The following is a 13,067-nucleotide window of genomic DNA, read 5'->3' on the forward strand; positions in this document are numbered from 1 at the left end:
CTAGTTATGAGAAACAGAGATATCGCAAGAAATGCATTAAAATATGCCAGGGAAATTATTTTGGAAGGAACAACTCAGCCTGCCAATAACTTGTATCCTGACATCCGAAAAAAAGCAATCAGCGACGTCATGTTTGAATCTCATATTTTGGCAATGAGGGACCCTAAATTTTCTCTGGAGTTTGATAGTACTACCCAACAATTTTATCAACGTATTCAACTTTGTAAGAAATTCTCGGTAGGCAATTGTTATGAATATGCTTTACTTGCTTTAGATTATTGTATTAATTATGAACCTCATGTTTCTGCAGAAGCTTTTTATATAAAAGGTGGCGATCATTGTTTTTTAGTTATCGGAAGAAAAGCTGACAGCAATCCCTCAGACCCCACAACATGGGGTGAAGAAGTTTATATCTGTGACCCTTCTGAAAATGAGGTATACCTTGCTGTAAACTATTTATCGCGACTTAAAAATTATTATAAGGTAGATGATAATAATGGAGAAACATTCACCAATTTTTCAGAGAATTTTAACAGCGAGAAACACCGACTCTCTCCTATCCCTAATCTAAATACCGATTACTTTAGACACTACAATTCTGAAGAGCACTTAAACAAATTGTTGATGCGTTTTAGAGAAAAATACGCAGTCATTCTCTCTGCTGCAGAAAAAATGAAACAAGATTTTGAGCGAATTACTGGGCGATTAGTCCTTGAATATGGAGCAACCGATGCAAAATTCTTGCTTCTTTCATCACAATTAGCTCATTTAACCTCTTTAATTGAAGAAATGAAAAATACGCTTATTGCCCCTTATGCAAGAGAAAGTTATGGTGAAATGAGAGCAAAACTTGATGGAAAACTCATACGGGCTATTAATGTTTTGGATGAGATCACGAATAAAATAAATCAAGAAAATTTTACACTGGCGAAGTATAATAATGAATCCTCATGGAAAACTTCCTGCATGAAATTTTTCAACATTTTACCGCAAACATTTCGTAAGACTCAAACAACTCTGGAAACTTCTCAAGATCAATGCCAACGAATTAAAGCTGAGCTAAGAATATTTTAATGGCATTGAGCTACGACAGTTCAAGTCAATCGATAGGGGGCATTTATTCACGAGTCATCCACCGAATTGGTTGTCGCCTAGAACATTTGCATGCCGAGCTTCAGGATAGAAGGGTTTGTTGGGTCAAAACGACCCAACATTGCTTTGCTAATAGACTTTTTTAATTTTTAGCCGAATGTACATTTTTTTGTTTCATCGGCGATCAAATTTGCTTTTTCCCCCTTATTCTCATTTTGAAAAAAATGATGCGAATTTCTTTTTTCACATTGGCTTTTCAAAAAGGACTCTATGCTTGCGAAGAATAATTCCGGAACATCAGACTCAAGGGAATGGTCGGCGCCTTCAAACACGAGATATTGATTGTTAGGGATTCTGTTCGCCATGAATTCAGAATGTTTTTTATCAGTAATCCAGTCTTCTTCGCCTACCAAAATGAGCGTGTTACAGGTTATTTCATGCAGGCGATCTTCATAATTAAATGTACGTAAAAATCCGCCAAAACCCTGGTTTAAAGGCTCATGTGCAAAAATATAATCCGGAGCTGGTCGATTTACAGGAAGATTATGTCTTTTCCTCCAAGAATACATGGAATCCATGACATCAAAAAAATGATCCAGCTCTTCATCGCTTTTAAAAGTCCCCTCCCATAATTGCTCACAGACTTTTTGTTGAGCCAGAGATCCTCTTTTTTCCACATTAAGACGAGCTGTTTCAAGGTTTCTAAAGCTTGGAGAACCAGCTGCCAGGATAAGACTCGAAACATATTTTGGATAGGTCAGAGTGTATCCTAGTGCGCACATTGCGCCATAGGATTTACCCAATAGAACTATTTTTTCCAGATTGAGGTATTTACGAATTTCATCCACATCTCGAATATAATTGTCCATAGTATAGGATGAAGGGTCGTTTTTCTCACTTAATCCACATCCTCTGGGATCAATGAATACCATATTGCCCGTAGTTGCCAAGCATTCGTAATCCTTGTAGTGAGAATGATTGGCACCCGGGCCACCAGGAAGCATAAAAACGTAGGGCATTTTGTCGAGATTCGCTTCGTTTTCACAGACTATACGGATATGCAATCTGGTTTCCGGTGCATTATCTCGTTTAGGGATATCAATAAATAAGTCCTTAATCCACATGAGGTTCTCCTGATTCAAATATATTTTTTTGTATCGCCTTAGCCTTTTCTTGAGAGCAAAGGCACAAACTATTCGATATGCTTATTTTATTCTATGTAGACTCTTAAAAGTCCTTCATAAGTGCATAGACTATACTACGAATTGATTTAATAGTTACTTTTTAGATAGGAACAACTGGAATTTTAAAAAAATCGAGCGTTCTGGTCCTGCGGCAAATTTCAAATACAAAGGAGGTTCATATGAAAACAGCACTCATTACCGGAGCAAATAGAGGTCTTGGTTTGGAGTTTGCCCGTCAACTTAAAGAGAAAGGATATTATGTTATAGGATGTTGCCGCACCCCATCAAAGCAAATGAACTGAACGAGTTGGCTGATGAACTGATTCAATTAGATGTGACAAGCGACCAAGATATAGCTTCTTTAAAACACGCTTTAAATAGCAGACCGATTGATTTGTTAGTAAATAATGCAGGTATTAGCGGTGAGCAAGGTGTAACCATAGGTGCTATTAATAGAGAAAATTTCCTTGAAGTTTTAAATGTAAATTGTATCAGTGTGGTGAAATTGAGTGATGCTTTGCTAACCAATATCGAAGCGAGCCAGGAAAAAAATATCTTGGTGATTAGCTCTCGCATGGGGAGCATTTCTGATAATGACCACGGTAAATCATATGCTTATCGTACCAGTAAAGCGGCTCTTAATTGTGCCATGCGCAGCTTCGCTATCGATGTACAAGATAAAGGAGTTCATGTCATGCTCATTCATCCAGGGTGGGTAAAAACAGCAATGGGCGGAGCAGATGCGTTAATTGATGTACAAACCAGTGTCGCAGGAATTCTAAAACAAGCAGAGAACGAATTCGCTCAAAGTCATGCAGAAAAGCTGCACCGTTATGATGGTGGTGTCATAGCCTGGTAGACCAACAGTGTTACAATCGGATATGACCCAATATGGATTAATTAAAATTTAAGGTGTAGTTCAAAAAACACGGACTACACCCTACCCTGGATTTTTCTAGTCCCGGCTATGGGATGCAGTTCTATATCATTTTTCTTAATGCAACACTCCCAAGCCTACAATGCCAGCAATAATCAGGTAAATAGCGACAATATAATTTAACAGTCGTGGTAACAGCAGAATTAAAACTCCCGCAATTATTGAAATAATAGGGGTAAGCTGAATAGAAAGCATCTTTTTCTCCTCCTTGAACTCGATATATTCAGTATAGTCCAGCCATTTCAGTGTAACCGAATATTGCTATTGCTAGTCTTCTTGATAGGCAGCCGTCTCAAGTATAAGTCTTGGTTTCAAATGGTCATCAAGTTTTTAATTTGACTTAGCTAACTCATTGTAAAATAATCGAGTACCATCGATTGACGGAACAAACCCTTTTGTTACATTGATAAGCTAAGGAGAGTTATGATTGTTATCTTTGTCCACGGTTGGAGTGTCACACATACCAATACTTATGGAGAGCTTCCTCAATGGCTTGAACGTCAAAGCAATGATGGAGCGCTGGATATTCAAGTAGGTAACATCTATCTTGGACGTTATATCAGCTTTAACGATACAGTAACAGTCGACGATATAGCCCGTGCATTCGATCATGCAATACGCGATGAAATTGCGGATAAGCTAAGAAACGGGGAGCGTTTTGCTTGCATTACTCACTCCACCGGTGGCCCCGTTGTCCGTAAATGGATGGATTTATACTTTAAGAATAATCTTGCAAAATGCCCCTTGAGCCATCTAATCATGTTGGCTCCCGCCAATCATGGCTCTGCGCTTGCTCAACTCGGTAAATCAAGACTGAGTCGTATAAAAAGCTTTTTTGAAGGTATTGAACCGGGGCAGCACGTACTTGATTGGCTTGAACTTGGGAGTGCTATGAGCTGGCAACTCAATGAAAGTTGGCTTGATTACGATTGCACTGCTCATGGTATCTATTGCTTTGTGCTTACAGGACAGAAAATTGATCGCCAACTTTATGATGCGCTTAATTCCTATACCGGCGAGGTCGGATCGGATGGAGTAGTACGAGTAGCGGCTGCAAATATGAATTACAGTCTATTAAAGTTACATCAAGAGGGAAATAACGGAGAAAGTCTTGTGGTTGCGAAAATGACACGGGCACGGACGATGGCTTTCGGCGTTCTTCCTGGATGTTCGCATTCCGGTAAAAAAATGGGAATTATTCGCAGTATTACTATGGCCAATGCTGCTACTCACCCTACGGCGATATGGGTCTTAAAATGCCTTCAAGTAAAGACTCGTGACGCCTACAATACTTTGGCAAAAGAACTCAATAAGATGACCGAAGAAACGCAAAAAAATGAACGTATAGAACTGATGAAAACACTTATTTATAAGCGCGAATTTATTACTAATCGCTACTCGATGATTATATTTCGACTTATTGATGACCGGGGCAATCATCTTGACGATTATGACCTTTACCTCACTGCAGGCCCCCAATATAGTGAGTATGCGCTTCCGGTGGGTTTCTTCGTCGATCGTCAGCAAAACCAGCATGATCGTGGAAAACTGACCTATTTTCTTGACTACGATATCATGGAGGCAGGGATCAATACGCCGAAAATGCAAGGTAATCTGGGATTTCGTATCAAGGCACACCCTGAAGCAAGCAGCCAAGCCCTTGCCTATTACAGGTTACTTGATTTTCATTCCTCACTCGCTGACATTAACAAAATTCTTCATCCGAATGAAACAGTAATGGTCGAAATCATGCTTCAACGACGGGTAGATAGGGCTGTCTCCCGTATCACTAACAACCTCACTCCGGCAAAAATCAGTGCACAACCGACCGGAAAAATAGTCAAATGACAACAAACGTTTCAGTGACACAATCCAATATCTTTTGGAGTGCAAGAGTGAAAAATTAATGAAGGAGCTTATCCTTAAGTTGTTAAATAATGCCCATTTGGGGTCTTTATATCAATTTTCTATGGTTTCGCTGGCTTCTAAGTTTCGGTGACCATGGCTATTGATTTGCTAATTTGTCTTATTCAAAATTTAAATAGGAAAAAAGCAAGGCCTTCCCCAATGACAATCTACGATATCATACTTCCAACAACTGCAATGGCTCCCAGAGTGACAATACTCAGATTCAAAAAATTGTCGCATGCAGTTTGCGAACGCCTGTTTTGGGGGCTAAAAAAAGTAATATCCTTGCTCTGGCGCTCAGGCGATGATTCAACTATTTTCATATCTCTTTTTAAAATATCTTCTGTCCACTTATTTATGTGCTCCATAGTCACTGTATGTGGGCTAGCTTTGAATACAATAAGTTGAATCAGTTCAATAGGAAGAAGGGGCAGAGAATCGAGGCGATTGCTTGCCAATGCAAACAAAGTAACCTTGAGTTGATTTATGAAGTTTTTCCTTTGCTGCACCATGTCACTTTCAATATAAATAGACTCCTTTTTTTTGTGTTGTATTGTAATCTCTAATCCCGTTTTAAACTCCTCTTTTGTGAAATAGTGCATTAAAGGTTTTCCCTTAATATTTTTGTCGTGAGAGGCGACAGGAAAGGTAACCCTATAATCAATATGGATTGAGTTTTTGCGGTTTAGGGTAGGCCATCCAGAGGATTGTCGAACAGAGTTTGAAAGCCGACCGACCACAAACTCTCCAAATAGATGACGACCGATTAATCGATTTAAACTATGCTCACTCGCATTATCGTCAAGAGTACCAATAACAATTCCATTAAATTTAATTGTAAACATCATAAATCTCTATTAATCACTGTTCTGATTTAAAATTCAGAGCAAGAATTCCAACTCATTCAAGCCTATCTGTCAACAGTGTGTTTAATTTAAATCCTTTTTTGGACTTAATACTTGTTTATTGGCAAGCTCCTGTGTTCTGTGACTCATCAAGAGCCGTGCGCAGGGGCACACATTGCCTTTTGCTTCAGATAGGAAAAAAAAGATAACCAAAGCTTGAGTACTTTGATAGGAGAACGTTTGAATTAAAATTAAAAAACTCGGTCTAAATATAGGTAGGAAAAATGACCGTTGAAAGCTTGAAACGTATTGCTGTCCGTTATATGAATAAAAATTTTAGTCCCTAGTGTATCAATGACTTTTATCATTTTGTCCCTCGCCTTGTTGGATGCCTTTCTCTAAATTATCCTTTTCAATTTGATTCGCATCATCAAGTTTTTGTTTTGTTTGCTCAAGGATATTATTGGTTTGAGCTTTATTAGGGACCTTGGGGGCTTCATCACTGAAGGCGGAATTGAACATTGAAATTAAAGTGAATAAAAATGCCAGCGACAAACGACTCATTGCCTTACTCCAAATAAAAACTTTATAAAAAAAGTATAGGAATTAAATCTGGTTTTACAACATGAAATCTAAGTGCGTACGGTAACAAGGTAAGTAGAATCCCGCCCATTCTTACAACCAGTAGTACACTCGCAGGTACTATGGTGCCACCTACCCTAAACGAAAATTAGAGCCAGTGTATCTGATTCAAAGAGGTTGCTATTTATTAGGGTTTAGAGCACACTTCGCTTCCATTTAGGCGGTAAATACTACATGAAAGATAAACAATGCATCAATTTTTCCTATCTTTTTTCTGGCCCCAACAATAAACCTGTAATTTTTATCACCAACGCTCCTAACAATGAACGGGGGTCGAGTTTATATTTAGTTCATGAAAATGGAACTATACGATGTTCTGGGTCCAATGAAGGTAAAAGGAAAGCCACTACATTCATCAGACCTTATCTTATTGGGTATCTGACACCGAAGAAACAAAATATGCTCTTCGATGAAGCCTCTATAGGACTTTTTCCATTTGAGGCGTGTGCCAAAAGCTATCATGAACTATTGCAAATTAAAAAATGTGGATATGGCCATGAGGGAAATACCATAACAGAAATTATCTCGTTTCAAGATTTAATGACCCCCTATTTCACTCCACTGTCTTGGCAAGGCTCAGATAAAGGAGGTACCGATTGGGACATTGCACAACGGGAAATACTCGATGCGTGGCAACACGTCAGCTTAAAGAATTATGATTTTAGCAGCGAAGAGCGTCATATAGAACACTCTGAATTCAGGCAATCTGGTATTTAACCGGATCAAATCCCAGCTTACTGGGTTTATCCTGCAAAACTCATGCTTCCTCTATTTATGCAGTTGGCAATACATGCAGGAGCATGCTTGAGTTAAAGTGATTTCTTAGCCAATCGAGATAAAATATTTTTTGGAAGCAAGAGCCAATAATGGCCTTCATTTTTCATATGCTCGCCTAGAAATGTTGCAAGCTTCCCAGAACCCCAATAAATATCACCGCGCATAAACCCACGAATTGCACCGCCTGTATCTTGGGCAATCATCAGACGTTGAAATTGTTTCTCATTGGCTTGATCTTTTTTATCAGGACGTTTTGTATCCAACCACAGCGGCGCACCAAGCGGAATCCATTTTTTATCCACAGCTAAAGAATAGCCTGGTGTAAGGGCCATCCCTTGAGCGCCAAGTGCCATAGGCTCTTTTAAATCCTCAAAAAAGACAAACGATTTATTTTTCTGGATAATTGATTTTGCTTTTTCAGGGTGCTTCTCCAAATAACGAATAATCGCTGCTTTAGAGGCATTATGGCGATTCATAATCCCTTTATTAATCATTATTTTAGCAATTGAGGTATATGGGGCACCATTTTCACCGGCATATCCTAGATATATATTTTCACCATTAGGTAGTTGAATTACCCCTGAACCTTCTATCTCTAAAAAGAGTCGTTCGGCAGGACTATGGATCCATGCAATCACACGTGCTTTTTTCTTGAGAGCGCCATTATCAATTTGCTCCCGAGTATAGGAAGTTGAATATTTACCTTTTGGCAGCCCATAAATTGGCGTGTTGTATTTAGTGCTTTTTGTTAAAGTTCCCTTTATTTTAGGCATATAATAGCCGGTAAATAAGCCATGAACGGGTTTCTTTTGCGCAAACTCAATAGGATGAAACCACTTTTCAAAAAACACTTTTGCTGAATCTTCTGAAACCGACTCCAGGGCTAAGGCCGCCTTACATGCTGGATGCCAATCACGGGCTTTTAATTTGATGTGTTGTGTATTTATCGGATGAGATGGTGATTGCTTCAAGAACGTCTCACACGACTTCTGAAATGCTAATAAAGATTTTTTTACATCAGCAGTATCCCAACCTGGCAACTCATCGAAAGATACTTTAGTCAAAGCAATATTTCTGCTTTTCATAATAACCTTTCTTGGGGTGTGCATAGGGCGGGCGCTCTTCTTAGCAACCACTATTTTTTTAGTAGCATGTGCTAATGTTTTAGCACTCTGCGCGATGTGTTCAGCGCTTTGATGTGCTATTTTTTCAGCGTCTTTTTGTAAGGTATTATTTTTTGTCGTACCTTTTTTAACCTTTTCGGTTTTAATAACTACCTTTTTCGGAGTTAGTGGGTGCTCATGGAGCTTAGCCTTCTTATAAAGCGTCAATCCAAGAAAACCGAATGTAAGACAACTAATACCGATTATTATGTAAATTAATTTCCTACTCATAGCGAGCAAGGTTTACATAAGATGAAATTTAAATCAACACTTTTTAGTGTTTTTACTACAAAATTTGATCTTATTGAATTAAATTTAATCTATTTTTATTAAAAAAGTACGGGAAAAACTGGAGATTCACGAAAATATCTTTGCTCAAAAAGCGCCAAAAAGAGGCATTTTGGCGCCTTATAACCTGTTTTTTATTGTCCTTATTTCGGGATGCTCCTACACGTTCAAGGGCACGCATCGTTCACGTAATAGACTCATGTCACCGAGGCAAACCACAGATTAATACTCTCAACAAGGGTAGGATGGGCAAACATTACATCACGTAATTGCTGATAAGGCATACCCACTTCCATCGCCAATTGGATTACCCCAAGTATTTCACCAGCCTCAGCACAGAAGATGGATACACCTAAAATATGATCTGTTTTTGCATCAATAACCGCTTTTAAAAGACCCGTTGTTTCCCCTTGTGTTTTCGCCCTCGGAATAACCGCAGCGGGAATTTTTGCGATTTTTAAACTATGGCCTTGAGCAAGCGCTTGAGTTTCTGTTAGACCAATACGAGCAAGTTCCGGATCAAGAAATACTGTATAAGGAATAAGTCGTCCTTGAACGGAACGCTTATTTTGAGGGTTTTGCAGATTATGTTTTGCTAACCGATAATCATCTAAAGATAAATGCGTAAATTGAGCCCCACCCTTTACGTCCCCTAAAGCCCAAATGCCTTCAGCTGAAGTTTCGAGATAATCATTTACTCTAATAAAACCACGTTCATCTAGCTGAACCCCTGTTTTCTCTACATTTAATCCTGCCGTATTTGCTGTACGTCCCACCGCAATCAGTACGTCACTCCCACGAATCAGCGCGGGTTCTCCATTCTGATTTACATCGACAAGTACTTCGCCATGTTCTTCTCGAATGCCATTAATTTTAGTATTAAGAGCAAAATGAATCCCTTCTTTAGTTAAAGTATTAAGAACTTGTTCAGCAATATCTCTATCTTCACGACCAAGAAACTTGCTATCCGCCTCGATTACTGTAACCGCTGCCCCCAATCGTCGAAATAATTGAGCAAACTCTAAACCAATATATCCACCACCAACAATAAGCAAATGCTTCGGCACTTTATTGACATTCATTAAGCTGTCATTGGTATGATATTTTATTTTGTCAAGGCCTGGAATTGGAGGTATAAGAGGTAAGGCACCGGTATTAATAAAAATTTTGTCCGCGGTAATTTCCACCACCTTTTTACCATCACGTGGTGATGACAAAAGAACCTCAATTGTCTTAGGTCCTATGAAGTGTCCACGCCCCAGCATCAGATCCATTCCTGAATCCAAAAATTGTTTTAAATTAGCTTCTCGCATTGCATGAACTACAGCATCTTTACGAGCTCGAATTGCTTTAAAATCGACGGGGGCAAGAGTAGCCTCTAGACCATAATCTGATGCTGAACGGCAATAGTGTGCAATCTTTGCAGATTGTACGAGCGTTTTTGTAGGGATACACGCCACATTAATGCAAGTACCGCCAATTTGGTTGTCTTCAACCATGGCAACCCGTTGTCCAGTTTTGGCCAGCTCAACAGCCAGAGTTTTACCTCCTTTGCCACCACCTAAAACAATCACATCAAATTTTAATGCCATGATTATTCCTTAAATTATAATGAATTAATCCAATTTTCTGTCTCAATTAAATGATGAGCTCAGAAATTATTGTTTTTTGAACTCTCTCCAATTTTTATGCTGGATTGAATGGGTAAGTTATTTAAGGTCTTATACAGTCGATTAAAGGGTGCATCCGATACCTTGACCCAACCCGAATATGGAAAACTTAGAACACTAATAGCAGTCATGTAAATGGCTAGAAAAATGCATAAAATATACAGAAAAGGATGTCCCTGCAAACTCGACTCCAAAGAATAAATACCAATTATAAAGAAGGCACCTAAAAAAATAATCAGATACCAGGCATTAGGAATTGCTGGATTGAGCATATTCAAACGAAAATCACGATACTGAGTAGCCTGATTCCATGCAGAAACCGCACTTTGGTAAAAATTAGCAACAGAAGCTTTAGGTTGATAGTGCAACAAGATACGATACAAGCTGTCACCTATTCCTTGCGTTGTTTTTCCTTCCTCCCCCAATGACATAGCGACTAGATCATCATTTACAATAGACGAAATATATAAGCTTAAATTTTTTATGACTTTTTGTTGAATCTCAGGAGGAAAAGCTCGAGCGCTTTGGGCAGTAATATACAATTGGGAAGCTTCCGTATTAACAAGTTCATAAGTTTTTTGATAATTAGTCCATAAAATATAAATAACAAAACCTAAAAAAATACTATAAAAAGCACCGATACTCCCAACAATATCCATTGCAGTGTCTTCTGCATCCTTGGTGAGCTTGCGTTTAAAATGGAAAACTACTTTGCTAAGCAAAAGAAAAATAATGAGATAAAAAAGAAATATGAATGTGGGAAAACAATGATTCATCAGACTGTGCATCACTCAACAACTCCTGTAAATAAATTATGCCTGACATCAAAATGATCGATTAACTAATCCTTATCCTGCCTATTGGTCATTAAATCCAATTTGATAAAACGCTCATCATTCTAATACGTGTTACCACGAAGATTCTCCTGATTTGGATATCACATTTCATCATGAATTCACATTCCAGACATTGGAGAGTCCTCATTAGATTCGGGATGACGTATCACCGTGAAGACACCATTTAAAGATTAAAAATTAATCCTCTGTTTTTAATTCTAGCTATAAAACAGAGGAATCGCTTTTTTCTATAAATTTTATGATGCAGCATTCAATATAACGTGATGGTTCATAGAACAGAAAAGTCTGCATCAGAAAAAAATCAGTCTGCTTTCTGAAGCGCAAAATTTGCTGTGATATTAATGGTGCCTATCCCATAATTGTTGCTATTTGAGTTAGTCGTCGTGACCAAAGTATTTGAATTATTCTTATTAAAATTGACTGTAGAAAGATATCGGAAATCAAGACCAAGGGTGGTAAAGTCGTCAAGATAATAATTGAATCCAACGATCCCTTGAATTGCGAAGCCGTTGTTTGAGGTATCCACAGTTTGCGAGACAATCGGTGAACAAGTACCTAAAGAAATACATTGGTTATTACTGTGAAATAAAGCATGGTTTTTAATAATAGCGCCCCCCAAACCTAATCCCACATAAGGGACAAAGTTGACGTTAGGATCGCTGGACAAAAAGTCATAAAACGTATTGAAAAGACCGTAAATACCCGCGGTGTAACCATTAAAACCCAGACCGGTTTCTTCGATAAAAGCAGAACAGTTCCCATTAGGACCCAAGACATCGGGGCTGATCAGAGTACAAGAGCCTGTACTGAATGAACCGAAATTGTTCAGATTAAAAAGAAACTCCCCCTCTAATCGAAAATTTTTTATTTTGTAGCCTAAAGAAGCACCGCCTCCACCACCGATGACACTCAACTTAACTGAACCATTGTACGTATTTCCATCAGGGAGTGTCACACTAAGATTAGTATTGGGCGCATAGCTTAGTTGGCCCAGTAAACCCAAATAAATTCCTTGAACAGGCTCTGCACAAAAGGCATTGCTCGTTGCCGCCAAACCCAATATAAATCCAAATTTAATCATCTGTCTCATTCTATATCCTATATTTATCCGAAGGACAAAGTGCAATAATTTTTGCATAGTAAAAGGCTATATGAAAGCACAATGCCGATGCAAATTTTTAATTTAAGAAATTAGTCTGAACCTCGAAAATTCGTCTTTGGGCGGAAAATTTATTTTTGAATAGATTAAGCCCTTCTTCACGCATTTTTGATGCAAATTCAGCAAAATATACATTTAGAAAATCTCTATTTTCTAATTGATATTGGACTGTTAATTGTTCCTGCTCGACAGGTTCCTCGTTTTCGGGTTTCAAAACACGTGCTTGAATAAATCCGGGAATCTGCAACATCTCTTTGACATGCTTTTTTAGCCATAATTGAAATTGAGGATAAATATCACCATCAATGGCCAAATTTACTTCATAAATAACCATATTCTTTCCTAAACTAGGTTAAAGCTAAAGCAGCATAACTACTTAAAACTACTCTTGAAACAAGTATGAAGGTTACAATTAAATGAGATGTTAATCCAGCAGATAAACGAGCAAGGCAATAAATTTTTTCTTAAGGGATGAAACAGTTAGGGATTCAACATCTTTTAATGTTTATTCCTCTCCCAAACCGCATCCGAGGAGGTAGGCTTAT

Annotated in this window: 14 protein-coding genes; 5 read left to right on the forward strand and 9 right to left on the reverse strand. The window is 38.3% G+C overall.

Going from position 1 to position 13,067, the window contains the following annotated elements; genetic code table 11:
• Window positions 1-6: 6 nt before the first annotated feature.
• A complete protein-coding gene (locus OQJ13_RS05275; RefSeq protein ID WP_265709680.1) occupies window positions 7-1,074 on the forward strand; it encodes a hypothetical protein in 1,068 nt (355 codons plus the stop codon).
• A gap of 167 nt (window positions 1,075-1,241) precedes the next feature.
• On the opposite strand, the gene OQJ13_RS05280 is transcribed toward OQJ13_RS05275, so the two are convergent.
• On the reverse strand, window positions 1,242-2,216 hold the full coding sequence (locus OQJ13_RS05280; protein ID WP_265709681.1) for an alpha/beta fold hydrolase: 975 nt from the start codon (window positions 2,214-2,216) through the stop codon (window positions 1,242-1,244).
• A 239-nt stretch (window positions 2,217-2,455) separates the two neighbouring features.
• On the opposite strand from OQJ13_RS05280, the gene OQJ13_RS05285 reads away from it, so the two are divergent.
• Entirely contained in the window at window positions 2,456-2,578 is a 123-nt protein-coding gene (locus OQJ13_RS05285) for an SDR family NAD(P)-dependent oxidoreductase (RefSeq protein WP_265709682.1), read from the forward strand.
• Window positions 2,545-3,135 (forward strand): SDR family NAD(P)-dependent oxidoreductase, encoded by a 591-nt coding sequence (locus OQJ13_RS05290; RefSeq protein ID WP_265709683.1) that lies wholly within the window; start codon window positions 2,545-2,547, stop codon window positions 3,133-3,135. Before OQJ13_RS05285 ends, OQJ13_RS05290 begins: the two co-directional genes overlap by 34 nt.
• A 135-nt stretch (window positions 3,136-3,270) precedes the next feature.
• Here OQJ13_RS05290 and OQJ13_RS05295 read toward each other — a convergent pair whose 3' ends face one another.
• Entirely contained in the window at window positions 3,271-3,408 is a 138-nt protein-coding gene (locus OQJ13_RS05295) for a DUF3096 domain-containing protein (RefSeq protein ID WP_081776877.1), read from the reverse strand.
• Between the two features lie 228 nt (window positions 3,409-3,636).
• On the opposite strand from OQJ13_RS05295, the gene plaB reads away from it, so the two are divergent.
• Window positions 3,637-5,061 (forward strand): phospholipase PlaB, encoded by a 1,425-nt coding sequence (plaB, locus tag OQJ13_RS05300; RefSeq protein WP_265709685.1) that lies wholly within the window; start codon window positions 3,637-3,639, stop codon window positions 5,059-5,061.
• 227 nt (window positions 5,062-5,288) lie between these two features.
• On the opposite strand, the gene OQJ13_RS05305 is transcribed toward plaB, so the two are convergent.
• On the reverse strand, window positions 5,289-5,969 hold the full coding sequence (locus tag OQJ13_RS05305) for a hypothetical protein (RefSeq protein WP_265709686.1): 681 nt from the start codon (window positions 5,967-5,969) through the stop codon (window positions 5,289-5,291).
• A gap of 348 nt (window positions 5,970-6,317) precedes the next feature.
• A complete protein-coding gene (locus tag OQJ13_RS05310; RefSeq protein ID WP_265709688.1) occupies window positions 6,318-6,530 on the reverse strand; it encodes a hypothetical protein in 213 nt (70 codons plus the stop codon).
• 252 nt (window positions 6,531-6,782) lie between these two features.
• Between OQJ13_RS05310 and OQJ13_RS05315 the strand changes: the two genes are divergently transcribed.
• On the forward strand, window positions 6,783-7,325 hold the full coding sequence (locus OQJ13_RS05315; protein WP_265709691.1) for a hypothetical protein: 543 nt from the start codon (window positions 6,783-6,785) through the stop codon (window positions 7,323-7,325).
• Window positions 7,326-7,417: 92 nt separating this feature from the next.
• Here the strand turns inward: OQJ13_RS05315 and OQJ13_RS05320 are convergent, their stop codons facing one another.
• The 5 genes from OQJ13_RS05320 to OQJ13_RS05340 form a co-directional block, all read right to left on the reverse strand.
• Complete coding sequence (locus OQJ13_RS05320) at window positions 7,418-8,779, reverse strand: murein transglycosylase A (RefSeq protein WP_265709693.1); 1,362 nt, start codon at window positions 8,777-8,779, stop codon at window positions 7,418-7,420.
• A gap of 254 nt (window positions 8,780-9,033) precedes the next feature.
• Window positions 9,034-10,428, reverse strand: coding sequence for a mercuric reductase (locus tag OQJ13_RS05325; protein WP_265709694.1), 1,395 nt, complete (start codon window positions 10,426-10,428; stop codon window positions 9,034-9,036).
• 59 nt (window positions 10,429-10,487) lie between these two features.
• Window positions 10,488-11,294, reverse strand: a complete 807-nt coding sequence (locus OQJ13_RS05330; RefSeq protein WP_265711892.1) for a DUF4239 domain-containing protein — start codon at window positions 11,292-11,294, stop codon at window positions 10,488-10,490.
• A gap of 370 nt (window positions 11,295-11,664) precedes the next feature.
• The gene (locus tag OQJ13_RS05335) at window positions 11,665-12,453 is read right to left on the reverse strand and encodes an outer membrane beta-barrel protein (protein WP_265709697.1); all 789 of its coding nucleotides are present in this window, start codon (window positions 12,451-12,453) and stop codon (window positions 11,665-11,667) included.
• An 88-nt stretch (window positions 12,454-12,541) separates the two neighbouring features.
• On the reverse strand, window positions 12,542-12,856 hold the full coding sequence (locus OQJ13_RS05340) for a DUF4286 family protein (RefSeq protein ID WP_265709698.1): 315 nt from the start codon (window positions 12,854-12,856) through the stop codon (window positions 12,542-12,544).
• Window positions 12,857-13,067 lie beyond the last annotated feature (211 nt).

The organism is Legionella sp. PATHC035 (assembly GCF_026191115.1).
In the GTDB taxonomy this organism is placed as follows: Bacteria; Pseudomonadota; Gammaproteobacteria; order Legionellales; family Legionellaceae; genus Legionella.

Coding starts and splice junctions, on each gene's coding strand:
- OQJ13_RS05275 (WP_265709680.1), top strand. CDS start 7: ATGAGAAACAGAGATATCGCAAGAAATGCATTAAAATATGCCAGGGAA.
- OQJ13_RS05280 (WP_265709681.1), bottom strand. CDS start 2,216: ATGTGGATTAAGGACTTATTTATTGATATCCCTAAACGAGATAATGCA.
- OQJ13_RS05285 (WP_265709682.1), top strand. CDS start 2,456: ATGAAAACAGCACTCATTACCGGAGCAAATAGAGGTCTTGGTTTGGAG.
- OQJ13_RS05290 (WP_265709683.1), top strand. CDS start 2,545: ATGTTGCCGCACCCCATCAAAGCAAATGAACTGAACGAGTTGGCTGAT.
- OQJ13_RS05295 (WP_081776877.1), bottom strand. CDS start 3,408: ATGCTTTCTATTCAGCTTACCCCTATTATTTCAATAATTGCGGGAGTT.
- plaB (WP_265709685.1), top strand. CDS start 3,637: ATGATTGTTATCTTTGTCCACGGTTGGAGTGTCACACATACCAATACT.
- OQJ13_RS05305 (WP_265709686.1), bottom strand. CDS start 5,969: ATGATGTTTACAATTAAATTTAATGGAATTGTTATTGGTACTCTTGAC.
- OQJ13_RS05310 (WP_265709688.1), bottom strand. CDS start 6,530: ATGAGTCGTTTGTCGCTGGCATTTTTATTCACTTTAATTTCAATGTTC.
- OQJ13_RS05315 (WP_265709691.1), top strand. CDS start 6,783: ATGAAAGATAAACAATGCATCAATTTTTCCTATCTTTTTTCTGGCCCC.
- OQJ13_RS05320 (WP_265709693.1), bottom strand. CDS start 8,779: ATGAGTAGGAAATTAATTTACATAATAATCGGTATTAGTTGTCTTACA.
- OQJ13_RS05325 (WP_265709694.1), bottom strand. CDS start 10,428: ATGGCATTAAAATTTGATGTGATTGTTTTAGGTGGTGGCAAAGGAGGT.
- OQJ13_RS05330 (WP_265711892.1), bottom strand. CDS start 11,294: ATGCACAGTCTGATGAATCATTGTTTTCCCACATTCATATTTCTTTTT.
- OQJ13_RS05335 (WP_265709697.1), bottom strand. CDS start 12,453: ATGAGACAGATGATTAAATTTGGATTTATATTGGGTTTGGCGGCAACG.
- OQJ13_RS05340 (WP_265709698.1), bottom strand. CDS start 12,856: ATGGTTATTTATGAAGTAAATTTGGCCATTGATGGTGATATTTATCCT.